A 24789-nucleotide genomic window follows, 5' to 3' on the forward strand; every position below is an offset into this window, starting at 1 on the left:
GCTGATTTTATTTCATAGTAACAAACACAACAATAGTAGACTAATTCTGAATTAATTTATAAGTATTGTAAAAACAAATAAATGAGAGCTATCCTGTCGTTTCTTTTAATGGCTGTAGTGTTGGGAACAGTAGCATTTACCATTAAACAGAAAGAAAAGTACGAGTACCCTTTCCAGGACCCTTCACTCACCACCGAAGCAAGGGTAAATGACCTTGTGTCGCGCCTGACCCTGGAAGAGAAAGTAGCCCAGATGCTGAACGCGGCTCCCGCCATCGACCGCCTGGGTATTCCCTCCTACGACTGGTGGAACGAGGTGCTGCACGGCGTGGCGCGTACGCCTTATAAAGTAACCGTTTACCCGCAAGCCATCGGCATGGCGGCTACTTTTGATACCACCTCCCTGTACCATATGGCTGATTTTTCGGCCCTGGAAGGAAGAGCTATTTATAACAAAGCCATTGCAGAAGGAAAATCAGGGCAGCGTTACGTAGGCCTTACCTACTGGACACCAAATATCAACATCTTCCGCGACCCGCGCTGGGGCCGTGGGCAGGAAACCTACGGCGAAGATCCTTTTCTGACAGCCATGCTGGGCAAAGCCTTTGTGCGTGGGTTACAGGGAGAAGATCCGAAGTACCTGAAAGCAGCAGCCTGTGCCAAGCATTATGCTGTTCACAGCGGTCCGGAACCGGAGCGGCATGTGTTTAACGCCACCGCTTCCGACTACGACCTTTGGGACACTTACCTGCCAGCGTTTGAAGAACTGGTGGTAAACGCCAAGGTAGCCGGTGTGATGTGTGCCTACAATGCCTTCCGCGGGCAACCCTGCTGCGGCTCCGATATCCTCATGAACGATATCCTGCGCAACCAGTGGCAGTTTACCGGCTACGTTACCTCCGACTGCTGGGCCATCGACGATTTCTTCAAAAACCACAAAACCCACCCCGATGCTGCAAGTGCTTCTGCCGACGCCGTGATGCACGGCACCGACATCGACTGCGGTACCGACGCCTACAAAGCACTGGTGCAGGCCGTGAAAGACGACAAGATAACCGAGCGGCAGATAGATGTATCCGTGAAGCGGCTGTTTACCATCCGGTTCCGACTGGGCATGTTCGATCCGCCGGCCCTGGTGGCCTATGCGCGAACGCCGGTAAGCGTACTGGAAAGTGCACCGCATAAAGCACATTCCCTCAAGATGGCGCAACAGTCGATGGTGCTGCTCAAGAATGATAAAAACACGCTGCCCCTGCGCAAGAACCTGAAGAAGATTTCTGTAATAGGCCCGAATGCCGACAATGCCATCGCGGTGCTCGGCAACTACAATGGCACCCCGTCCGAAATCGTGACAGCGCTGCAAGGCATCCGAAACAAGGTAGGACCAAACACGCAAGTGGTGTACGAACGTGCCAGCACCTTCACAAAAGACACGCTGCTTGTCTACACCGATATTAGCAAACAACTCAGCTTCGAGGGTAAACCTGGCGTAAAGGCTGAATATTTTAATAACAAGGAACTGAAGGGCCAGCCGGTGGCCGTGCGCCAGGAGCCAAACATAGCCCACAACTGGCAGGAAGGAGAAACGGTAGTGAATGACATGAAAGCCTACAACTTCTCGGCCCGTTACACCACCGACTATACAGCCAGCTCGACAGGCTCAATTATGCTGGAAGTTGAAGGCGACGACGGATACCGCCTCCTGGTGGACGGCAAGGAGCAGCTCAATGCCTGGACGCGCAACCGCTGGGGCGCCAGGACCTATAAGCTGCCTGTGCAGCAAGGTAAAGCCTACCGCCTGGTGCTGGAATACTACCAGGCTGAAGGAAAAGCTTCCGTTCACCTGCGTGCCGGCAATATGGCCAGGACTGACTTCAAGGCCCTGGCCAACCGTGTGAAAGATGCTGACGCTATTATTTTTGTAGGTGGTATATCGCCGCAGTTGGAGGGCGAAGAAATGAAAGTGGACGAACCTGGCTTCGCTGGCGGCGATCGCACCTCTATCCTGCTGCCAAAGGTACAGACGGAGGCAATGAAAGCCCTGAAAGCAACAGGTAAACCAGTGGTGTTTGTCATGATGACAGGTAGTGCCATTGCTATTCCATGGGAAGCCGAAAATGTGCCGGCCATCGTGAATGCCTGGTACGCCGGCCAGTTGGCTGGTACTGCCATTGCCGATGTACTGTTCGGAGACTATAACCCGGCAGGCCGGCTTCCGGTAACTTTTTACAAGAGCGATAACGATCTGCCACCTTTTGTAGATTATTCGATGGATGGCCGTACGTACCGGTATTTTGAAGGGCAGCCTCTTTACGCCTTCGGTCATGGCCTGAGTTACACCAATTTTTCTTATGACCAGTTACAGGTTCCTGCTACGAGCAAAGTAAACAGCCCGGTTCAGGTAAGCGTGCGGGTTACCAATACAGGAAAGATGGATGGTGAGGAAGTGGTGCAGCTATATATCAGCAGGGACATACCGGGGTACCGAACCCCCATCCGGGCTTTGAAAGGTTTCCAGCGCATCCCGCTCCGGAAAGGGGAAAGTAAGGTGATGACGTTTACGCTCCGACCGCAGGATCTGACGGTAATAGGGGAAGACGGCTATGCGCACCACCTGCCTGGTAATGTGCAGGTAAGCGTAGGCGGCAGCCAGCCCAATGCCGCTACGAAAAAGAGTAAAAAGACCGTAGAGGGTACATTGGTTTTGCAATAAAAGAAGGTGCTGAACAGGAACGGTTGATGATAGGAAAAGAGTGGCTGGTTATTTGGTTTACATGCTATGATTATATTTCGCAATCGGTTGCAATTTTAAAAATTTAATATGATTTTTATGTCTGGGTATGGCCATGTGTTTGTTAGAAGCGGCTTCATTTGTCTGCGGAGCGGCACGGGCATCAATGATGAACAGGAAGGACATGCGAGGACATGAGAGCCAGATCTGCAAAATCAGGAAATAGCAATTCAGAAATCAGACTCTAAGTACAATTACCATACAAGAACAACTATGACGCTGTTACAAAGCTGGAGGTGGTACGGGCCAAACGACCCGGTTACTTTGCAAGATATAAAACAAGCTGGCGCTACTGGTATTGTGAGTGCCCTGCACCACGTGCCGCATGGGGCAGTGTGGCAACTGGAAGAGATACAGGAGCGCAAACGCATTATCGAAGAAGCCGGGCTTACCTGGGCGGTGGTAGAAAGTGTGCCGGTGCACGAAGCTATCAAGACCCGCAACGCAGATTGCGAACTGTACCTGGAAAACTACCGTCAGTCGCTCCGCAACCTGGCAGCCTGCGGCCTTAAAACCGTCTGCTACAACTTTATGCCCGTGCTCGACTGGACCCGCACCAATCTGGAACTGGAGCTGGAGAATGGCGCCAAAGCACTCTACTTCGATTGGGCAGACCTGGCGGTGTTCGACCTGTTTATCCTGAAAAGAGCAGGTGCCGAACAGGACTATGCACCGGCTATCGTAGCAAAAGCTAAAGAACGGCACAAGCAGTCTTCCGAAACAGACCTGAAGCGCCTGCACGACATCATCCTGATGGGCGTTCCCACGGAAGGCAGCATTACGCTGGAGCAGCTCACCGACAGCATCGAAATATACAAGAACATCGGCCATGCCGGGCTGCAGGAAAACCTGGCCTATTTTCTCGAATCTATCATGGATGTTTGCGAGGAAGAAGGCATCGTGATGACCATCCACCCGGACGATCCACCTTTCCCTATCCTCGGCCTGCCGCGCATTGCCAGTTCCAAAGAAGACCTCCTGCACATCATTCAGCGGGTGGACCGCAAGCCGAACGGCATCTGTTTCTGCACAGGCTCACTGGGAGCGGGCGGCCACAACAACCCGGTGGAGATTCTGAAGGCTGTCGGACACAGGGTGTACTTTGCGCACCTGCGCAACGTGCGCAAAGATGCGGAAGGAAATTTCTTCGAATCCGATCACCTGGACGGCGATGTGGATATGTATGGGGTGATGCGGGAATTAGTAGCTATTAACCGTGAGCGTGAGCAGCCCATTCCGTTCCGCCCCGATCATGGCCACCAGATGCTCGACGACCTGCACAAGGTTACCAATCCGGGCTATTCCGCCATCGGCAGGCTAAAAGGACTGGCCGAGCTGCGGGGGCTGGAAATGGGCATAGAGCGGTCGCTTTATTAGGTGGTATTGCAATGCCGTCAACGAAAGTAAAACAAATGCCTGAACTCTGGGTGTAGTTTTTAGCTACACCCAAGAATTCCCTAAGTTTACGGCATTAGGTTGTATTACCCGATAAATGAATGCCTAAGATGAACAGTAATACCAAATAGTATTTATTCGCTTCCCTATCTTTCTCCCTCCTGTCATCCCTGAGGGAACTTGTGGGCTAGCTGCAGAAACATCTGCTAAAAGCCGCATCGTAATGGAATATCCTTTTTACTATTTGGAATAACTGTGAACCTGTCTCCATCAAAGGCTGTTCCGCTTCATTCTCCAGAGCTCAGATTTACAAACCGGTTTCATGCATAACGGCAGGTGCAGCAGAATTTTTGTGCCGCAATAAGGTAAGAAAACATTTGCTTCGCCGGTACTTTTGCCAGGCAGCAAAAAACGCCAATTCGTTGAAATTAAGCTCTTGTGTAACACTAGCTCAAATGTTTGTTACATACCATTGTGCAAATGTAACCTGATACATAAGACATGTAAGGTGAATTTGTTCCTGCCAATAGTTGAATAAATAAATTTGCAATGTGCCACCTGAACTAATGTTCGTGCAACTATTGCGGGTTGTTTCAGGAAACCTATTAAACCAATATTGAATGCTTTTAGTAAAGACACTTCTGAAAAATACGCTGCACCAGCCACCACAGTCACTGCTGCTTTCCAAACCAGGAGTGATGCTGCTTGTGCTGGCCGTATTCCTGCTGGGCAATGCTCCCGCAGTTTTAGCGGTGAATGGAGAAAAGCCTTATATAACTACTGAGAAAGGGAAGGGTACTTTTGCACTGGCTACGGCAGGCAAACCTGCGCCTTTGTATGTAAGCGAAACCGATTTTCCTGGTGTCATCCGGGTAGCAAAGCACCTGCAGGCCGACCTTCAGCGTGTGACAACAGCGGAGCCACAACTTATAATAGGAAAGAACCTGCCAAAGGTAAAAGAAATCGTGCTGGTGGGCACACTGGGGAAAAGTCCGGTTATCGATAAGCTGGTAAAGGATAAGAAGCTGGATGTAAAAGGTATTGCCGGAAAAAGAGAAACGTTCCTGCTGCAGGTGGTAGAAAAGCCGATGCGTGGTGTGGACAGGGCACTGGTAATAGCAGGCAGCGACAAGCGCGGCACCATCTACGGCATGTATGACCTGTCGGCACAGATTGGCGTGTCGCCGTGGTATTACTGGGCCGATGTGCCGGTAAAGCAACAGCAGGAACTGCATGTGCTGCCGGGCCGTCATACCCAGGGCGAGCCGGTGGTGGAGTACAGAGGTATTTTTATTAACGACGAAGCCCCCGCACTTTCCGGATGGTCCCGCAAAGAGTTTGGTGGCTTCAACCACAAGTTCTACGACAAAGTTTTCGAACTCATCCTGCGCCTGAAAGGCAACTACCTCTGGCCAGCCATGTGGGGCAGCGCCTTCAGCGACGACGACAAGCTAAGTGCACCGCTGGCCGATGAGTACGGGGTGGTGATAGGTACTTCACACCACGAGCCCCTCATGCGCGCGCACGACGAGTGGCGACGCTATGGCAAAGGGGGCGCCTGGAACTATCAGACCAACGCTGCCGGCCTTCAGCAATTCTGGCGAGAGGGCATCGAGCGCATGGGCAACAAAGAAAGCATCGTCACCATTGGCATGCGCGGCGATGGCGACGAACCCATGTCGGAAGAAAGCAACATTGCCCTGCTGGAACAAATCGTAGCGGACCAGCGCAAAATTATTGCCGACGTAACAGGTAAACCGGCCAACCAGACGCCGCAGCTTTGGGCCCTGTACAAAGAGGTGCAGGAGTACTACGACAAAGGCATGCGCGTGCCCGACGATGTAACACTGCTACTCTGCGACGACAACTGGGGCAACATCCGTAAACTGCCCAAGCCCGGCGACAAGCCGCATCCCGGCGGCTACGGCATCTACTACCACTACGACTACGTTGGCGGTCCGCGTAACTATAAATGGCTGAACACAAACCCTATTCCACGGGTGTGGGAGCAGATGCACCTGGCTTACCGCCACGGCGCCACAAAAATCTGGATTGTAAATGTTGGCGATATCAAGCCAATGGAATTTCCCATTGAATTTTTCCTGAACTACGCCTGGAACCCCGAAAAGTGGCCGGTGGAGCGACTGGAGGAATACACCCAGCTGTGGGCAGCGCGTGAGTTTGGTGAAAAACATGCCAATGCTATCGCCGACATTGTAAGCAAGTACACCAAGTACAACAGCCGCCGTAAGCCTGAGCTGCTGTCGCCAACTACCTATAGCCTGGTGAACTACCATGAGGCAGAAAGAATAGTAGCCGAATACAACCAGTTGGCACGCGAGGCAGAACTGATTTACAATACGCTGCCTGCTCAATACAAAGATGCTTACTACCAACTGGTGCTGTACCCGGTAAAAGCCTGCGCCAACCTGAATGAGTTGCACATCACTACCGGTTGGAACCGACTGTATGCCCGGCAGGGACGTGCTGCTACAAACGATCTGGCTGCCAGGGTAAAACAGCTGTTTGAAAAAGACGCCGAACTGTCGCGCTACTACAACAAAGAAATGGCCGGCGGCAAATGGGACCACATGATGGACCAGACCCACATCAGCTACACCTATTGGCAGCAGCCCGAGAAAGACGTGATGCCGGAAGTAAAACAACTGGAAGTGCCGGTTGCAGCTGACATGGGCGTGGCCATAGAAGGTTCAGAAGCAGCCTGGCCGTCAGAAAAGAAGGAAGCGGTGTTGCCGGCATTTACACCTTACCTGCAGCAGGCGTACGCCATTGAGGTGTTTAACCAGGGCCAGACGCCTTTCGAATTTACGGCACAGGCAGGAGTGCCATGGTTGCAGCTGTCTATGCAGAAAGGCAAAGTAGACAAAGAGCAGCGCCTGTGGGTAAGCGTAGATTGGAAGCAGGTGCCAAAAGGTGTGCAGCGCGTGCCGGTTATCATTACCGGACCGGACAACCGGAAAGTAACTGTAATGGCCGTGGTGAATAACGCTGCAGTACAAAAGCCAGCTAATAACAAAACGTTTGTAGAGAACAGCGGCTATATTTCCATAGAAGCGCCAAATTACACTCGTGCCGTAGAGGCTGGTCCTGTAAAATGGCAGCTTCTCCCGGACCTGGGACGCACCGGTTCCGCCATGACGCCTTTCCCGGTAACAGCTAAAAGCCAGACACCCGGCGGCAATAGTCCGCACCTGGAGTACCGCATCCACCTGCTCGAAGGACAGGAAGTAAAAGTGCACGCCTATCTGTCACCCACGCTCAACTTCCACGACACACAGGGACTGCGTTACGCTGTTTCAATCGATGATGAAGCTCCGCAAATCATCAACATGCATGAGAATGAGAAAGGAAACAGGCGCCTCTGGGACCAGTGGGTAGCCAACAACATCAACATTAAAACCTCCACCCACAAAGTGAGCCAGCCGGGCGAGCATGTGCTTAAATTCTGGATGGTAGACCCAGGTGTTGTACTACAGAAAATAGTGATTGATGCTGGTGGTTTAAGACTAAGTTACCTGGGACCACAGGAAACACTTTATGAGCCAGGTAAGCCTGTGTTAGGCAGCAATCAGGAATAAAATAAAAGTAGTTTAAAACTATTCGAAGTATGAATCAAAATAACCGATTTCTGAAAAGGGCATTCCTGTTACTTGCCTGTTGCTTTTGTCTGTTCAGCACAACAACTTTTGCACAGGACAAACAGAAGTTTCTGAACCCGATTCTGGCAGGCTTTTACCCGGATCCTGCTATCTGCCGGGTAGGGGAAGATTATTACCTCATCCTCTCTTCCTTTGCTTACTTCCCCGGGGTACCGATTTTCCACAGCAAGGACCTGGTGAACTGGAACCAAATTGGCAACATCCTGGACAGGCCGGAACAGCTCAACCTGGACAGGCACGGCGTGTCCAGAGGCATTTTTGCCCCAACGCTTTCCTACCACAACGGAGTGTATTATATGATAACCACCCTCATCGACCGGGGCGGAAACTTTGTCGTGACAGCCACCAATCCTGCCGGTCCGTGGTCTAACCCGGTGTGGTTGCGCGATGTGCATGGCATCGACCCTTCTCTGTTTTTCGACGACGACGGAAAAGCCTATGTGATCTACAACAGCGATGCACCGGATAACAAGCCGCTCTACAGCGGCCACCGCACCATCAAACTGCAGGAATTCGATTATAAAAACCTCAAAACCACCAGTGCGCCGGTTATCCTGGTAAACGGTGGCGTAGACATTTCTAAAAAGCCAGTCTGGATTGAAGGTCCGCACATCTACAAAAAAGACGGCTACTACTACCTGATGGCGGCCGAAGGCGGAACGAGCGTGAACCACTCCGAAGTGATACTCCGCAGCAAAAAAGTGAACGGCGACTATGTATCGAATCCGAACAACCCCATCCTGACGCAGCGTCACCTGCCCGCCGACCGCAAGAACCCGGTTTCTGCCACCGGGCATGCCGACCTGGTGCAGACCCAGAACGGGGAGTGGTGGGCCGTCTTCCTGGCTACCCGCCCCTACACGCCGCAGGACCACTACAACATCGGCCGCGAAACATTCCTGGCCCCGGTAGAATGGAAAGATGGCTGGCCGGTTATCAACCCGGACTTTGAGGAGGTGCAGTTCTCCTACCAACGGCCCAACCTGCCCCTGGGCGAAACCCCGAAGCTGCCGCTGAACGGTAACTTTACGTACCGGGATGAATTCAATGAAAGCAAACTGCCGATGAACTGGATGATGCTCCGCACGCCACGCTCCGAGTGGTACAGCCTGAGCAAACCCGCCGGTAGCCTGACACTGGATGTAAGGCCGGAAACAATTTCCGGTAACGCCAACCCTTCGTACCTGGCCAGGCGCCAGCAGCACATCTACGGAAACGCCAGCACGAAAATGGATTTCAAGCCGGCGTCTGCAGACGAGTTTGCCGGTATTGTCGCTTTCCAGGGCGAATCAAATTACTACACACTGGGCAAGACAATCGCCAACGGCAAGGAAGTGGTGCAGCTGCGCAAATCAGAAAAGGCAACAGAAGGCGGACCTGAAACATCGGTACTGGCAGAAGCTCCCCTCAGGAAAAAAGACGCTAAAAAGCCACTTTTCCTGAAAGTTGATTTCCAGGCCGGAGAGTACGCTTTCTACTACGGCACCAGGGAAGGCGACTGGACGCTGCTGAAGGACAACGTAGACGGAACCTTCCTGAGCACGCGTGCGGCAGGTGGTTTTGTGGGGGCAACCCTTGGCGTGTATGCCACCTCGCAAGGCAAGCCTTCTACCGGAAAAGCATCCTTCGACTGGTTCCATTACGAAGGCAAGGACCCGGTGTATGAAACTACTGCAGCCGTAAAAGCCCCTTAACAGCAGCTGCTGTTACCTAAGATAGTACCAACTTTCCCTTTTATTGCGCAATACCGACAGCATAACAGCCTGCCTGTTATGCTGCCCGGGATTGCTATACCTGATTCATCTTAAATTGAACAAATTACAAATGGAATTACAAGAATTAGAACATATTGCCAACCAGGTGCGGCGCGACATCGTGCGGATGGTGCACCAGTGCCAGTCAGGCCATCCCGGCGGCTCCTTAGGCTGTACCGATTATTTCGTGGCGCTGTACTTTCACATCATGAACCACAAGCCGGAGTTCAATATGGATGGGGAAGGTGAAGACCTGTTTTTCCTTTCCAACGGGCACATCTCCCCAGTTTGGTACAGCGTGCTGGCCAGGTCAGGCTATTTCGATAAAGATGAGTTAAAGACCTTCCGCAAAATTGATTCCCGCGTGCAGGGGCACCCGGCCACGCACGAGGGGCTGCCCGGCATCCGCGTAGCCTCCGGCTCCTTAGGGCAAGGCTTGTCGGTAGCCATAGGCGCTGCACTTACCAAGAAACTGAACGGCGACAACAGCTTCGTGTTTTCGCTGCACGGCGACGGCGAACTGCAGGAAGGCCAGATATGGGAAGCCGCCATGTACGCCCCGCACAACAAAGTAGATAACCTCATCTCCACCATCGACGTGAACGGCCAGCAGATAGACGGCCCCACCGACAAGGTACTGGCCCTGGGCAACCTGCGCGCCAAGTTCGAAGCCTTCGGCTGGGATGTAATGGAAATGAACGGCAACGACCTGCAGGATGTGATTCGGGGGCTGGAGATGGCTAAATCCAAAGCCTTCAAAGGCAAACCTATCATGATTCTCATGCAGACCAACATGGGCCACGGCGTCGACTTTATGATGGGCTCCCACAAGTGGCATGGCGTAGCGCCAAACGACGAACAGCTGGAGGCAGCGCTGGGTCAGTTGATGTGTAACCTGGAGGATTATTAGTCAAAAGCACGAGCTGAAAAAAGGCTCTTTGGAGGCAAAAATTAGCGGGAAAAAGGAGGAGTGGTTACGTTACCTGACAAGCAGAAAAGGCAGCATAGCGACAAAATCCCCCTTGGCGAAGGGGGTAGGGGGATTGACCCGGTACTGCAGAATTAAAGCAATAAAATGAATTAACATACTTGAGGCGCTCAAATGCCAATAGGACAGCAGAAGCCATCAATCCCCCTGCCTCCTTCGCCAAGGGGGATAAACCAGTACTCAAAATTTACTTCAGCAGCCGGTAAGGCAATGGTCGCTGGTGCAGCTAAATTTTTCTCTGAAAAATAGTCTTTGAATAAAGTAACAATCCGCTGCCGCAACTTAAAACGCAGCAACAAAACAGAAATACCCATGAAAAAATATACTTACACCGAAAAGAAAGACACCCGTTCCGGTTTCGGAGCAGGATTGCTCGAAGCAGGCAGAAGAAACGAAAAGGTAGTGGCGCTTTGCGCCGACCTGGTAGGCTCCCTGAAAATGGGCGACTTCATCAAAGAATTCCCGGAGCGCTTTTTCCAGATAGGCATTGCGGAGGCCAACATGATGGGCATCGCTGCCGGTATGACCATAGGCGGCAGAATTCCCTTTACCGGTACCTTCGCCAACTTCTCCACAGGCCGCGTGTACGACCAGATACGCCAGTCTATCGCCTACTCCGATAAGAACGTAAAAATCTGCGCCTCCCACGCCGGCCTCACGCTGGGCGAAGACGGTGCCACACACCAGATACTGGAAGACATTGGCATGATGAAAATGCTGCCCGGCATGACGGTGATAAACCCCTGCGACTACAACCAGACCAAAGCAGCCACCATTGCCATTGCCGAACATCATGGCCCGGTTTACCTACGCTTCGGCCGCCCGGTAATTCCGGTCTTCACCGCACCTGACCAGAAGTTCGAGATAGGCAAAGCCTGGTTGGTAAACGAAGGAACCGATGTCAGCATTTTCGCCACCGGACACCTGGTGTGGGAAGCCATAAAAGCAGGAGAGAAGCTGGCAGAAATGGGCATCAGTGCCGAGATTATCAACATCCACACCATCAAACCCCTCGATGAGGAAGCAATATTGAAATCAGTAGCCAAAACCAGGTGTGTGGTAAGTGCAGAAGAACACAACCGCCTCGGCGGCCTCGGCGACAGCATTGCCCAGGTGCTGATTACGAACGACCCGGTGCCGATGGAGTATGTTGCCGTGAACGACACCTTCGGCGAGAGCGGCACCCCCGAGCAACTGATGAAGAAGTATGGGCTGGATGATGCGCACATTATCCAGGCAGTACAGCGGGTGCTGAAAAAGAAGAAGTTTGATAATGATTATTACCTGCAACGATAAGGCGGCTGCACCTGTCACCACAGTCTCTGCAGGTATGTTCTGAGCTCTGGGTGTAGTTTTTAACTACACTCAGCTATTTTTCCACAAGCCCAGGAAAATCAGCAGAAGAAATTGCTTAGTCACTTGCGCCGGCAGGAACGACACATCAGGCTATCAATTTAAATCGTCCTAAGTATGAGGTCGAAATTATTCTTAACAAATTCATTTGTTGTCATCCCGCAGGGCTCTTGTGGGAAAGTCTCTGAACAGCTGGCTAAACGCGTAATTTCAAATGAATAATTATTTTATAGTAGCGCTTAGCAACTTATTCAACACCATCCCACAGGATCCCTGCGGGATGACAGGAGTAAGAGATGTGGTAATTTAATTTTGCCCAGGCACTTAAAGCAAAATAAACTTAATGATTCAGAACTATGAACAGGAAATACCTTTTGCTTTTCTGGATAGGAATGCTGCTGCTGGGTTGCAAAAAAGAGGCCGACGAAATAGCCGGAGCGCCAGTCCTTTCTTTTGCAGCAGGTTCGCTTCCTGCTCAGGAACTTTCAGCGGATGGTGGTATCCTGTCATTGGATATAGATTGGGCGCATACGCAGTGGAATCTGAGTGCCGGAGAGGTTGTAGCGGGAGCCGCTTTCATTGAGCAAATTACGCCCGCTACTGCTGGTGTAAAGAGCCGGGGCGCTACGCAAACCAAGGTTTCGGTAAAGTATAAGCAAAACGAGTCCTTTGTCAAGAACAGGCAAAAGTTAATTCTGCGAGCCCTTGACGGAGATATTACCCACGAAATTGAACTGACACAGGCAGCCAAACCAGTCCAATATATTAATGTCAACATCGACCCCAGTACAACCTTTCAGAAAATAACCGGATTCGGCGGCGGCAACATGATGTGGGGAACCGATTTCCTGACGGCAACCGAAATTAAGTCGGCATTTGGAACAGGCGAGCATGAGTTGGGGCTGAGTATCTACCGTGTGCGGCTTTCGCCGGTACGCAGCGAATGGCCGTGGGTGGAAGCGACAATCCGGGAGGCTCAGAAATATGGCGCCACCATCCTGGCCAGTCCCTGGTCGCCTCCTGCAAATTTAAAAAGCAACAATAGCCTGGTAGGCGGACACTTGCTCGAATTGAACTACGAAGCCTATGCCAATTACCTGAATGATTTTGTGCAGCACATGGCTTCCAAAGGTTTAACCATTCACGCTGTTTCCATTCAGAACGAACCCGACTACCAGGTGAGTTACGAATCCTGCGACTGGACAATTGACCAGGTTTACAATTTTGTGAAAAACTTCGGTCACATTGTAAAAGATGCCAAGTTAGTAGCTGCCGAATCCTTTAATTTCAAACAATCCTATACCGATAAAATATTGAATGACCCTGCAGCTGCGGCTAACCTGGATATTGTGGGGGGGCACATTTATGGAGGAGGACTGGCGCCTTATCCGCTTGCTGCCCAAAAGGGGAAAGAAGTATGGATGACCGAATACCTGATGAACCAGAATAGCGGTGTGAACATAAATAACTGGAACCGGGATGAAGCGGTTATCTGGGAAGAGACGCTTAATATGCTTGGAACTGTTCATAGTGCCATGTCCTTTAACTGGAATGCCTATATCTGGTGGTATATCAGGCGCTTCTATTCTTTCCTAGGCGACGGGGAACAAGGAAATACGCGGGGCGCGGTACTCAAGAGAGGTTATGCGATGTCGCATTATGCCAAGTATGTCAGACCCGGTTATATGAGAGTAGCTGCCCAGGCAGGCATGAACGCTTCCGGACTCAAAATAACCACCTACAAAGGCGACAACAAAATAGTGGCGGTGATTATAAACCCGGGAAATACACCGGTTTATGGTGTGCGTTTGGTAACCCCAACAACTATCGCTTCAGCTGTTTCCTACACCACATCGGTACAGGCGAACCACGCTGCAACTACGCTTACACCCGATGAAAAAATGGTAACCTTCAACATGGAAGCCAGAACCATTACAACCGTGGTCATGAGCTTTTAATTTTTGCAGGTGTTTGGCTTAGCTCATTAAGCTTTTTCGCTTTTTTCAGCTTGAAAAGAACTTGTGGGAAAGCATTTTAAACGCTTACCTGGCGCTGTTAAATAACGCAGTACAAACCATTTAAACTCTATGCCTTTGAAAAACTTCTACAATACTATCCTGGTGCTGTTGCTCATCGCTACGAGTCCGGCGGCATTGGCACAGACGGCCCCTGTCATAGTTCAGGCAGAGTCCGGCACCCGGACTACCGACACAGTACTGGACCTCAGGACGGGGGGAGGCGTAACGTACCTCACCCCTACGGCCAATTTTGCGTCGCCTGCCACTGCTCCCCAAACGGCCAGCCGCATAGCCACCTACTCCGTCACTTTTCCGGCGGCAGGCACATACCAGCTTTATGTCAGGGTCCTCGTAGGGGCAGGCGCCGCCGACGACGACAGCTTTTTCTACGGCAGGGGTTTCGGGACAAAGGCTGCTACCACTCCCGAAGATTGGGTATTGATAAACCAGATTGATAATAAAGGCTTTACGGGGGCTTCCAATGTGGTAACACACGAAGGCACGGCTACTACGCTTGTTTGGAAGTGGCTGAATGTATCATCGATTGGCGGTGGCGTTTCTTTTGTAGTTCCCGCCGGAGCACTCACGCAGACATTCCAGTGGGGGAGCCGCGAAGACGGCCTGGACCTGGATAAGTTTGCTTTTGGACTTAGCAGTCAGGTATACACAGTCTCCAACCTCGACAATAACACCAGCACCACGAATCCGCCGGGACCGATAGCCCAGGGCAAACCCAAATTCCTGGGCAACATTTACAGTAACCCCCAGTTACCAAACTACACCAACAACTGGAATCAGGTGTCGCCGGAGAATGCCGGCAAGTGGGGCAGCGTGGAAGGCACCCGCAACGTGATGAACTGGAGCGCACTCGATGCAGCCTACAACCTGGCTAAAAGCAACAATATGCCGTTCAGGATGCACGTGCTGGTATGGGGGAACCAGCAGCCGGCCTGGATAGAAAACCTGCCTGCGGCAGAGCAACTGGCCGAAATAAGAGAATGGTTTGCCGCCGTTGCCGCCCGCTACCCCGACATAGACCAGGTGGAAGTGGTAAACGAGCCCATCAACGACCCTCCCCGAAAGCGCGATGCCAACGACCAGGGCAGCGGCAATTACATAGAAGCACTCGGCAGTAACGGCACCACCGGCTGGGACTGGATTCTCACATCCTTCCGGATGGCAAGAGAGTCTTTTCCGCGTGCAAAGTTGCTGCTGAATGAATACAATCTCACCAGCAGCTCCAGCAGAACCTTGCAATATGTGGGCATCATAAATTTATTGAAAGCGGAAGGCCTGATTGATGCGGTAGGCATACAGGGGCATTATTTTGCAACGGGCTGGGTATCGTCCACCAACATTTTAAACAACCTGAACACCATCGCCGCTACCGGCATCCCGGTGTACATCACAGAGTTTGATGTAGACGACAGGGCCAGTAACCAGACTCCTGCCAGCCAGGCGCAGGCAGACCAGTACCAGCTTTCAGAATACCAGCGGATTTTCCCGATTTTCTGGGAACACCCTGCCGTTCGTGGAATTACGCTCTGGGGTTGGCGGCCCGGCATGTGGCGAACCGAACAAGGCGCCCCGCTGGTTTACGCCGACGGCACCGAGCGCCCCGCCCTCACCTGGCTCCGGAGCTATGTAGCCGCTACTGTCATTACAGCCTTGAAAGAGAACAAGCAGATTAGTTTCAGCCTCTATCCCAACCCCGCCACAAACGGCAGGTTCACTGTAGAAGGAACAGAAAAGACAACCCACATCCGGGTGCTCGACCTCAACGGAAAGCTGTTGAAGGAGCGGAAAGTCACGAACCAGCCAACTGTTACCCTCGACCTGGATGTTGCCCCCGGGCTTTACCTCATCCAGGTAACGGACGGTAAAAACACTTCGGTGCGTAAGCTGGTGGTGCAGTAGAACAGTAGTTGCGCTGTATCAGGTTTCTGTGGAGTTGCCGGTCGGGGAAGGAAGAATTCTGAAGAAGGGCAAGGTGGTGGATATGATTGAAGCTTAATTGATTTGTTATCAATAAATTAAAGTATATACCAAATGAAAAAAGACTACTCTTGTAAAAGGAAGGAAGGCAAATTCCATTTTCATTTTTTGCTGCTCCTTTGGTTCTTCTTTCAGGTACATGCGGATGCTCAGGCAGACACGCCATTGAGACGCCCTATTTCGCCATCTCAACCCATGTATCTTATTCATATCGATACCTGGAACTACCCCGACCCACAGAAGATAATAAATCTGATACCAGTTGACATACGCCCTTACGTGGTGATGAACATTTCCTTGTCCATAAGCCACGATGAAGCCACCAGCCGGTTCCGGGTTGCGGAGTATGGCTATGAAATTGCGAAGTCGTGGCTTCGGGTTTGCGCCCAGAACCAGATGTGGGCGATGGTGCAGCACTCCAGTGGCGGCTATGCCCAGTTCTCTGATTTCGAGCTCTCCGTGTATGAAGAGTTTTACAGGGAATATCCGAACTTAATAGGATTCAATTACGCAGAGCAGTTCTGGGGATACGACGACCAGGACCCGATTTCGCCCAAGTGGACAGACAGAATAAACCATTTTGCGAACCTCCTCAAGCTTAGCAACAAATACGGCGGCTACCTGACCGTCAGCTGGTGCGGGAACCAGTGGAGCCCTGCTATTAACCCGATTGGCATGCTCAAGCAAAACCCGGCTTTCGCGGCGGCCTCCGAGCGCTACACGAAGAACTACCTCCTGTTTGAGAAATACACCCAGGAGTCGTACCAATCCGATATGGAGAGCCTCTGCCTCGGAGCCTATTTGTCAGGTTACAGCGGGAACTACGGCATCCGCTACGACGACACGGGCTGGACTGACGCCAATGGAGAACATAAAAATTTCTCCATGGCAACGGCAGGCGCAGTTCACCTGGAGCACATGATGCTGACAGGCGCCACCATGCTGGATGGTCCTGAACTGATCTGGACCCAATGCTTCCGGGAAACAAACAGAATACCCACCACCGACGGCTACATGACCAGGAACTGGGAAACCTTCCCGCAATTTATCAACGTAACGGTCGATATTTTCCGGAAGATTCTGGACGGGACGGTGCGTATCCCTACCCGGCAGGAAGTAATCGACCGCACGAAGTATGTGGTGGTGAAAGATGTAAACACCGGCAGCAGCGACCTGGTATACAGCTCTCCCGAAACCTTGTTTGAGGGGCTGTACCGCATGGACGGCGACGGGAACCTTCAGTTTAACAAGAGCTTCTTCAAGAAAACAGGCCGCTACCCCACCATCCCGACCGTGTTTAAACTAAAGGACGAGGCGGCCAACTCCTTCCAGTACAAAATAAACCAGTCAGCGTATGCGAGCCGCTGGCCTACCATCCAAAGCAAGGTTGATGAATTCAACAGCAACTTTCCGGAGGAATACACAGGCAACCTCTATGCCGGGCGCCATGAGAACGGCTGGGTCATTTACAACCCGTTCAAGACAGGCCAGACCGCCAGCGCCAGCATCCCTTTCAAGTACAACACTGCTGAGCGAGTGGAGCTGACCTACTCCCAGTACACTGCTTCTGTGATGAAGGAATACGCTGACAGAGTTACATTTTACCTGAGCAACCACGACAATGCACTGAATACCGGCCTGAAAACTGACGTGATTAGGATTTACGGAAGCACCTCGGCGCCTACCTACACCTACACCGACAGGGGCAATCACCAGGGCAGCATCGTTACCAGCAACTGGTCCAATGGCGTATTCACCTTAACGGTGCAGCACAACGGCCCGCTGGACATCACCATAAACTGTGCAGGCACGGCAACAGGCCGCTTAACCGCTTATACGCAGGCCAACTTGCTTGCGCCTGTTTCTCCGCCGGTTTACGCAGGCCCCCGCCAATACGAAGGGGAAATCTTTGACTATAAAAACATTCAGGGAATCACGACCAGTGGCTACAGCGGGTCCATCCGTAACTATACCGGGCAAGGCTACCTGCAGGTTGGCACCAGTGCATCAGCCAGCGTGCGGAGTACCGTTCAGGCCCTGCGTACCGGCAAGTATAAGCTGATTACCAGATACACGGTCGCCGGTGATGTTAGTTCACTGGACCTCTATGTAAATGGTGTAAAAGTTGCCACCCCCACGTTCACCAGTCCGACTACCGCAAATGCATGGGAGTATAATACCCAAACAGTAGAGTTGAATGCTGGGACGAACATAATCGAGTACAAAGCCAGTCGCGCTGCGTCTTATTCCCTGGTTATTGACAACATCGTCCTTACACAGGGCAACGACAACGGAGTCTACCACTTCGAGAACGACAGGGCCACCACCAACGCTGCCACTCCTCCGGCAGAACTGGTAACCCTGCGGAGTGGCACCGCTGGTGTGGTAGCCTATACCAATGCGGCAGGTGTGACAAGCAATACCTTCAAAGCTTATTCGGCAGGCACTGCCAATGCAACAGGAGTAGCCGATCTGGATATGTTCTATTCAGCGGCCACTGATTATGGCGTAGTCTGGAAAGAATATTATACAGCTGCCGGCGGTAAAAAAGGTTTGCTGATGAGGGGCAATGGCACAAGTACATATGCAGAAGGGCTGAAGCAGGGATACCTCTTTGTTTCCGAAAACAACACCGATAACACTGTAACCCTGCGGCCTTACGTAGTTACCCCGACCGGGCTGGAAGCCAAGCCGGCTTATACCACCACGTTTCAGCTGGGAAGCGGGAAGCCTTACTGGTACAGGGCAACAGCCAACGGCAACCAGCTGATTTTTGAATGCTCCCAGGATAGCATAAACTGGATGGGCGGAACTGCCACAACCTATACCGACAACAGCCACACCCAAGGCGCTGCACAGCTGGTTTGGGGATTAGGCTCGAATAACTTTGACTGGCGAATGGATAATATTGCCTCTTTTACAGGTAATGTTGCTGTCTCGCGATTAAACTTCGACCGCTTCAGTTATGCGCAGAACACGGGCCCGTCGCTTTCCCAGTCTTTCCGGGTATGGGGAAGCGCCCTGGTAAGCGACCTTACCGTTCGCGCCCCCGAAGGCTTTGAGCTTTCACTGAACCAGGAATCGGCTGCCTATAGCCCCTCAATTTCTATTACTCCTGTGAATGGAACAGTGGAGTCTGTACCTGTCTACGTCCGGATGAAGGGGAATCTGCCGGTGGGCGTATATAAGAATGAAATTACCATCGGCTCGGAAAGGATGCCTGAAACCACCATGGAAGTATCCGGTTACGTTTCGGCGTATGTGCCCACGTTGGTATATGATTTCTCAAGCGATAATGCGACCACCTCAGCCTCTTCTCCACCGGCAACAGGTGTCACGGTAGGCCATATGAACAGTGCCACTGCAGGCGTGGTGTCTTACAGAGATGCCAACAACTACACCAGCAATATGCTAAGGCCTTATTCTAACGGCCAACGAAACGCCACAGGTGTGCTGGACCTGGACCTTTTCCCCAAAGATGCAGACGACTACTCCGTTACCTGGAAGCAGCACTTAGGTTCAAGTGGGGTTGACTATAAAATTGGCGTTCTGCTGAGGGGCGATACCGAGAATGTCGGGGGTGAAACCACAGGCTATGTGCAGGGGATTATGCAAGGTTACCTGTTTTTAGCCTATAAGAACCAGGCACAAAACAAAACCGAGTTCAGGATTTACAGGTCCACGGCAACGGGGCTGGAAACAAGGGTGAACGTAAGTGTAAACGATTTGTCGCCGGGTGTTGGCGTGCCGGTGTGGTTCCGTGCCACAGTATCCGGAAAAGAAACTGTGAGTTTAAAGTTTGAGTACTCCAGAGACGGTACCACCTGGACCCTGGCTGCCTCCAATACCGATAACGTGGCAACTTTTGCTACAGGGGCCACGCAGCTTGTCTGGGGCTTGGCTGCCCCTGCCACTGATTTCTTTTTGGATGACATAACGCTGAATGGCCTTAATGCCGGCGTAGGCGGCGGCGTAACCAGCATTAGAGAGGAAGATGTTGCCCCGACAGTTCTGTTCGAGGAGTATTATACCATCATGGGGCACAAGGTGCAGAAAAGCGAAAACCTAAAGGGCTTGTATATAGTCCGAAGTTACATGAGTAACGGGGCCGTAATCACGAAAAAATTGTTTTTCTTATAATTTAACTGGTTTATAATCAGGGAGATATTCTTGAAAAGTAATATAGATGACGTCACAACTTGTCGGAATTTGATATCGGAAATTATGCTGCACCTGCCACCACGCCTGCTGCTTGGCAGGTAATACCAAATCACATTTAACATATGCCCTAATGGAAGCAGCAGCGGGTGTGGTGGCAGGTGCAGCAAAAAAAATTGAGCTGAATTTTAGCTTCGGCAATGAATGGAAGGTGCTTTATACGATTTGGTATAAGGTATATAGTAAATGCGATTTGGCATTATTTGTCGTGATCATACCAAATATTTAAACGTTAATTTCTAACCATCTCACTATGACTTACAATCCTGTAAAACTGGCTAAAACGTCTGTTCTGGCCTTCTTATTAGTTTTTTCTGCATCAGCAATGGCGCAGGATGGTACCATTTATCCACTCAAAGCCCCTGCCGAGCCGAATGCCATTTCGCTTGGTACGGGTGGTGTGGAGGGGCAGAAAGCTCCTGAAACCTGGTTCCGCCAGTGGGGTGACCCGATGGCGCGGAATATCTCGACTGCCACTTTAACCCCCTTCCTGCCTGCACCGGGCAAGGCAACAGGTGCGGCCGTAATCGTGGCACCCGGCGGCGGTTTCAGGTGGCTTTCGATGGACAACGAGGGCTGGGAAGTTGCCAAGGCACTTGCCGACAAAGGAATTGCTGCATTCGTACTGAAATACCGGCTCCACCCAACGCCTGAATCACTCGATGAGTTTTCGGCATCCATGAATCAACCCCGCCCGGCCCCAACCGCTTCTTCCAACACTTCGCCCGGTGCAACCCCGCCAAGCCGGCCGCAGCAAGACCTGTCAAACCAACTCGCAGACGCGGAGGCCGCCTATGCCCTGATTCAAAAACGAGCCAGGGAGTGGGGTGTCGATATGGACAGGTTAGGGATGATCGGCTTCTCCGCTGGGGCCGGCCTTACCATGCACGCAACACTCAACTCCAAGACGATGAAACTGGCCTTCATCGGGCCCATCTATGGCGGTATGGGACCAGTGGAGGTGCCGAAAAATGCTCCGCCCATGTTTAATGCTATCGCCTCCGATGACTTTCTCTTCCGCGGTCAGTTTGGCGTGGTTGAGTCCTGGTACAAAGCGGGCATACCAGTCGAGTTTCACCTCTATCAGAACGGCGGCCATGGTTTTGGGCTGGGCAATCCCGACCGAACCAGTAATCGCTGGTTCGATGCTTTTATGCACTGGCTGGATGTAAACAAATTTCTCAAGGCCCAGCCTAAAAAGTAGTCAGAGCATAATTAACTATTGTCCTTTGCTTTTGCAGTGCAAAGGACAATAGTTAATTATGCTATTAGTAGGTAAATTCCAATAAATATGAAAAAAAGAAACCTTTTATCAGTTGTCGTGCTACTACTGGCGGCATTCAACTACGCTTCGGGCCAGGATTTAAAACTCAATGATAAGGAATATTTTGAGACCCAAGGTGTCAATGTACTGGTGTACAGTAACCTTTTTACCGGAGGTTTTAATGATGAGAAGAATGCCGGTATAGAATTGATTCACCATGGCGTTAGAACAGCGCAAGGAGGCGCGGTGAGACTTTCGAATACGCCAGAGCAGTGGGATCTTATTCCGGAAGTATTAAACCGAAAGGTAGACGGTGGCGCTAAGACCATTGAGGCTACCTTACGGTATAAAGAGTATAACTTTGATTCGCGGGTGGTTGTTACGGCAAAGGGGAAAGGGGTGGAGATCGCTGTTTACCTGGATCAACCGCTTCCTAAAGCAATGGAAGGGAGTGCCGGATTTAACCTCGAATTTCTGCCTTCGCAATACTGGAACAAGGCCTATTTAATGGATGGCCGACCTAACCGGTTTCCGCGCTATGTGGTAGGCAACACCGTAGCCAAGCCGAACAGTCAAAAGCCAAAGCAGTTCAAAGGCTATATAACGTCCGACGACAGAGGGACTGGTAAATTTATTGATCCGCTCCCGCTCGAAACCGGGCGTACCATTCTGATGGCACCCGATGATCCTGAACGTTTAGTGAAAATCACCTCGCCGGATGCCGACCTGATGCTTTTTGATGGCCGTATGCTGGCACAAAACGGCTGGTTTGTAGTGCGCAGTATGCTTCCGGCAGGAAAAACTGGCAAAGTTCTGACCTGGACCGTTGAACCAAATGCTATCAAAGGTTGGAAGAGAGAGCCAAATATCGGTTTTTCCCAGGTGGGTTACCTTCCTTCGCAACCAAAAGTAGCTGTTATTGAACTCGACAAGCAGGACAAACCACTCTCAAAATCATCGTTATACAAAGTAGGCGACGACGGCAAAGCTACCAAAGTATTTACCGGAAATATAGTGCCCTGGGGCGACTACTACAAATACCATTATGTGAAGTTCGACTTTTCTTCCGTAAAGACTCCCGGTATTTACTACATCCAGTATGGCGACATCAGAACCAATAATTTTTTAATTGATAACAGCGTCTACAATAAGATTACCGATGCCACCAGCGACATCTGGATTCCAATCCATATGAATCACATGTTCGTAAACGAGGCATACCGGGTGTGGCATGGGGAGCCTTTCAAGGAAGGTTACCGGCAGGCTCCGCCAAACACCGATCACTTCGACCTTCACGCACAAGGCCCAACAACTGATACGAAGTATAAACCGCTGGAATTGATTCCTGGCTTAAACATAGGCGGTTTTTTCGATGCCGGAGATTTTGATATCGAAACCGGATCGAACATTAACGTAGTGCAGAACTTTGTCAGAACATGGGAAAGTTTTAAACCCTTACGCGATCAGACGTTTGTTGATCAAAAGCAGCGATATGTAGATCTTCACCGTCCGGATGGGAAGCCGGATGTATTGCAGTTTATCGAGCACGGCACCCTGAACCTGGTAGCCCAGGCAGAGATTGTCGGTCACATGACACAAACGCTTTCTAACGCAGTGCTCGATAATTACCATCACCTGGGCGACGCAGCCTCCTTAACAGACGGTCTTCCTTACAACCCCAATCTTGGGCCTTACGAAGTAGCCCCGGACGGCCGGTCGAGCGGCGTGAAGGATGATATGTGGGCATTTACAAGCCGCAATCCCAACCTCGATCTCCGGGCAGCCACCATGTTTGCCGCAGCAAGCCGGGCCTTGAAGGGATATAACGACGATCTTTCGGCACGGGCATTGCAACAGTCAAAAAGGCTACTGAAGGAGGCAACGGAATTACTCGCCAATCAGCCGAAGGATACAACCAGAGCTGGCAGACGCGGCGGTTCAGCCAATATGGCTACTAATCTTCAGCTTTATATCGCAACCGGTGAAAAACAATATGTTGATAAATTCCAGGAACTGTTATGGCCTGCGCTTGAAAGTAACGTAAGTGGCAACCTTCTAACGGCACTGGATGCTATCCCACACCTGGATGCATCCTACAAAGAAAAGCTCCGTCCGTATGTGGTAAAGTACAAAGCTTACATCGGCGATCTTGAAAAAAATAATCCGTATGGCGTGCCGATTGGCCTTACAAACTGGGCAGGCAGCGGAGACGTAATGAACTTTGGTACGACCATCGCCTTTGCCAGTAAACATTTCCCGGATATAATCGAGGCCAGCCATGCATTTAAGGCCGCTAACTATTTATTTGGCTGTCATCCCTATCATAATTATTCGCTGGTGGCAACGGTGGGTGCTACCCGGCCAAAAGCAGTTTTTTACGGTAATAACCGGGCTGACTTTTCCTTTATTCCGGGTAATGTTGCTCCAGGTATCTTATTCCGGAAACCTGACCATTTCGAAAACTACGACGACTGGCCATTTTTGTGGGGACAAAACGAGGGTACGATTAACGGAAATACCAGTTATTTGATTTTCGGATCAGCTTTTAAGAATTTAATAAAATAAACAGATTGTATCGAACAGTATTAATCAGCTACTGATTTAAACTGTTCAATTCAAGCGCAAGTAGTAAGCCCCTTACCAGGATACTTATTACTTGCGCTATTTTTTTAGCTTTCCAAAAAGCTGAAACAAATTTTATGAACAGTACATCCAAAGATATGTGTAACGCTTTACACCATCCTTCTAAACACTAACTTTTGCTAACATGCGGAAAAAATGCCAAACAGCAGGTTACTCAAAAGTTGAAACCGCTTCAACTTTTGAGTAACTTGACAGAGCCCAAGAGTGTCTTTGCACGTCTCTACTACATGTCGCCTTTGGACGGTGTTAAAGCAAATCGTATAAAGTATCTTCCTTGAACGGATCTGAATTTTTAGAAAATTTGAGCCTATTTTATTTGCTGCACCAGCCACCACACCTGCTGCTGCTAAAAGAAGAGAAGTTTTAGGATAGCTTGTAAATACAAATTCGATATAAATCTTTCGAAGCAATAAATACCAGGTGTATTGCACTTCCTGTACGAGCAGCAGGTGTGGTGGCTGGTGCAGTAAATTTTTTAGCGCATAAATGCAGCAATAGTTTGCAGTGGCATCTTTCTTAACTTTTAAGCTGTAATACCTGATACGATGGAATAGGGGGGAGGCTTTGTTGAAACCTGACTGTTTTGACTGTTTTTCGTAGGTACTGCAGTGTTTTACCAACAGCTCCTGACATAAAAAAAAGCCGCCACCCTTCAGCACGAAAGGTGGCGGTTCCAACAGCAATAGTTTGC

At 50.9% G+C, this 24789-nt stretch carries 14 protein-coding genes; 12 read left to right on the forward strand and 2 right to left on the reverse strand.

Translation table 11 applies throughout. The annotated features are described in order from the left end of the window. Positions 1–81: 81 nt before the first annotated feature. The 5 genes from DCW36_RS10075 to DCW36_RS10095 all read left to right on the forward strand — a co-directional run bounded on the left by DCW36_RS10075 (position 82) and on the right by DCW36_RS10095 (position 10529). Positions 82–2712 carry a glycoside hydrolase family 3 C-terminal domain-containing protein gene (locus DCW36_RS10075; protein WP_114778506.1) on the forward strand — a complete coding sequence of 877 codons (2631 nt, stop codon included), beginning with the start codon at positions 82–84 and terminating at the stop codon, positions 2710–2712. 291 nt (positions 2713–3003) lie between these two features. Continuing rightward, positions 3004–4167: a mannonate dehydratase gene (uxuA, locus tag DCW36_RS10080; protein ID WP_114778507.1), complete on the forward strand. Its 1164-nt coding sequence runs from the start codon at positions 3004–3006 to the stop codon at positions 4165–4167. A gap of 638 nt (positions 4168–4805) precedes the next feature. After that, entirely contained in the window at positions 4806–7784 is a 2979-nt protein-coding gene (locus tag DCW36_RS10085) for a glycosyl hydrolase 115 family protein (RefSeq protein ID WP_240676119.1), read from the forward strand. 29 nt (positions 7785–7813) lie between these two features. After that, on the forward strand, positions 7814–9559 hold the full coding sequence (locus DCW36_RS10090) for a glycoside hydrolase family 43 protein (protein WP_114778509.1): 1746 nt from the start codon (positions 7814–7816) through the stop codon (positions 9557–9559). A 130-nt stretch (positions 9560–9689) separates the two neighbouring features. Next, on the forward strand, positions 9690–10529 hold the full coding sequence (locus DCW36_RS10095) for a transketolase (protein WP_114778510.1): 840 nt from the start codon (positions 9690–9692) through the stop codon (positions 10527–10529). A gap of 188 nt (positions 10530–10717) precedes the next feature. Here DCW36_RS10095 and DCW36_RS10100 read toward each other — a convergent pair whose 3' ends face one another. Next, positions 10718–10921: a hypothetical protein gene (locus tag DCW36_RS10100; RefSeq protein WP_125185162.1), complete on the reverse strand. Its 204-nt coding sequence runs from the start codon at positions 10919–10921 to the stop codon at positions 10718–10720. On the opposite strand from DCW36_RS10100, the gene DCW36_RS10105 reads away from it, so the two are divergent. From DCW36_RS10105 to DCW36_RS10130, 7 genes are all read left to right on the forward strand, one after another. After that, positions 10920–11903, forward strand: a complete 984-nt coding sequence (locus DCW36_RS10105; RefSeq protein WP_114778511.1) for a transketolase family protein — start codon at positions 10920–10922, stop codon at positions 11901–11903. The genes DCW36_RS10100 and DCW36_RS10105 overlap by 2 nt on opposite strands. A gap of 413 nt (positions 11904–12316) precedes the next feature. Beyond that, positions 12317–13918, forward strand: coding sequence for a glycoside hydrolase (locus tag DCW36_RS10110; RefSeq protein ID WP_114778512.1), 1602 nt, complete (start codon positions 12317–12319; stop codon positions 13916–13918). A gap of 129 nt (positions 13919–14047) precedes the next feature. Then, positions 14048–15895: an endo-1,4-beta-xylanase gene (locus tag DCW36_RS10115; protein WP_164891091.1), complete on the forward strand. Its 1848-nt coding sequence runs from the start codon at positions 14048–14050 to the stop codon at positions 15893–15895. A 132-nt stretch (positions 15896–16027) separates the two neighbouring features. Next, the gene (locus DCW36_RS10120; RefSeq protein WP_114778513.1) at positions 16028–20113 is read left to right on the forward strand and encodes a glycoside hydrolase family 98 domain-containing protein; all 4086 of its coding nucleotides are present in this window, start codon (positions 16028–16030) and stop codon (positions 20111–20113) included. Between the two features lie 151 nt (positions 20114–20264). Further along, positions 20265–20420 carry a hypothetical protein gene (locus tag DCW36_RS22570; RefSeq protein WP_164891092.1) on the forward strand — a complete coding sequence of 52 codons (156 nt, stop codon included), beginning with the start codon at positions 20265–20267 and terminating at the stop codon, positions 20418–20420. A gap of 24 nt (positions 20421–20444) precedes the next feature. Further along, positions 20445–21395, forward strand: coding sequence for an alpha/beta hydrolase (locus tag DCW36_RS10125; protein ID WP_114778514.1), 951 nt, complete (start codon positions 20445–20447; stop codon positions 21393–21395). 87 nt (positions 21396–21482) lie between these two features. Continuing rightward, positions 21483–24020, forward strand: a complete 2538-nt coding sequence (locus DCW36_RS10130; protein WP_114778515.1) for a cellulase N-terminal Ig-like domain-containing protein — start codon at positions 21483–21485, stop codon at positions 24018–24020. Between the two features lie 197 nt (positions 24021–24217). Here the strand turns inward: DCW36_RS10130 and DCW36_RS10135 are convergent, their stop codons facing one another. Then, the gene (locus DCW36_RS10135; RefSeq protein WP_125185163.1) at positions 24218–24775 is read right to left on the reverse strand and encodes a hypothetical protein; all 558 of its coding nucleotides are present in this window, start codon (positions 24773–24775) and stop codon (positions 24218–24220) included. Positions 24776–24789 lie beyond the last annotated feature (14 nt).

Source organism: Botryobacter ruber, from assembly GCF_003347595.2.
Classification (GTDB): Bacteria; Bacteroidota; Bacteroidia; order Cytophagales; family Hymenobacteraceae; genus Pontibacter; species Pontibacter ruber_A.

Bases quoted from the DNA above. Each gene is read 5' to 3' on its own strand.
- DCW36_RS10110 (WP_114778512.1), top strand. From the start codon at position 12,317: ATGAACAGGAAATACCTTTTGCTTTTCTGGATAGGAATGCTGCTGCTG.
- DCW36_RS10090 (WP_114778509.1), top strand. From the start codon at position 7,814: ATGAATCAAAATAACCGATTTCTGAAAAGGGCATTCCTGTTACTTGCC.
- DCW36_RS10130 (WP_114778515.1), top strand. From the start codon at position 21,483: ATGAAAAAAAGAAACCTTTTATCAGTTGTCGTGCTACTACTGGCGGCA.
- DCW36_RS10115 (WP_164891091.1), top strand. From the start codon at position 14,048: ATGCCTTTGAAAAACTTCTACAATACTATCCTGGTGCTGTTGCTCATC.
- DCW36_RS10075 (WP_114778506.1), top strand. From the start codon at position 82: ATGAGAGCTATCCTGTCGTTTCTTTTAATGGCTGTAGTGTTGGGAACA.
- DCW36_RS10105 (WP_114778511.1), top strand. From the start codon at position 10,920: ATGAAAAAATATACTTACACCGAAAAGAAAGACACCCGTTCCGGTTTC.
- DCW36_RS10120 (WP_114778513.1), top strand. From the start codon at position 16,028: ATGAAAAAAGACTACTCTTGTAAAAGGAAGGAAGGCAAATTCCATTTT.
- DCW36_RS22570 (WP_164891092.1), top strand. From the start codon at position 20,265: ATGGAAGCAGCAGCGGGTGTGGTGGCAGGTGCAGCAAAAAAAATTGAG.
- DCW36_RS10125 (WP_114778514.1), top strand. From the start codon at position 20,445: ATGACTTACAATCCTGTAAAACTGGCTAAAACGTCTGTTCTGGCCTTC.
- DCW36_RS10095 (WP_114778510.1), top strand. From the start codon at position 9,690: ATGGAATTACAAGAATTAGAACATATTGCCAACCAGGTGCGGCGCGAC.
- DCW36_RS10100 (WP_125185162.1), bottom strand. From the start codon at position 10,921: ATGGGTATTTCTGTTTTGTTGCTGCGTTTTAAGTTGCGGCAGCGGATT.
- uxuA (WP_114778507.1), top strand. From the start codon at position 3,004: ATGACGCTGTTACAAAGCTGGAGGTGGTACGGGCCAAACGACCCGGTT.
- DCW36_RS10085 (WP_240676119.1), top strand. From the start codon at position 4,806: ATGCTTTTAGTAAAGACACTTCTGAAAAATACGCTGCACCAGCCACCA.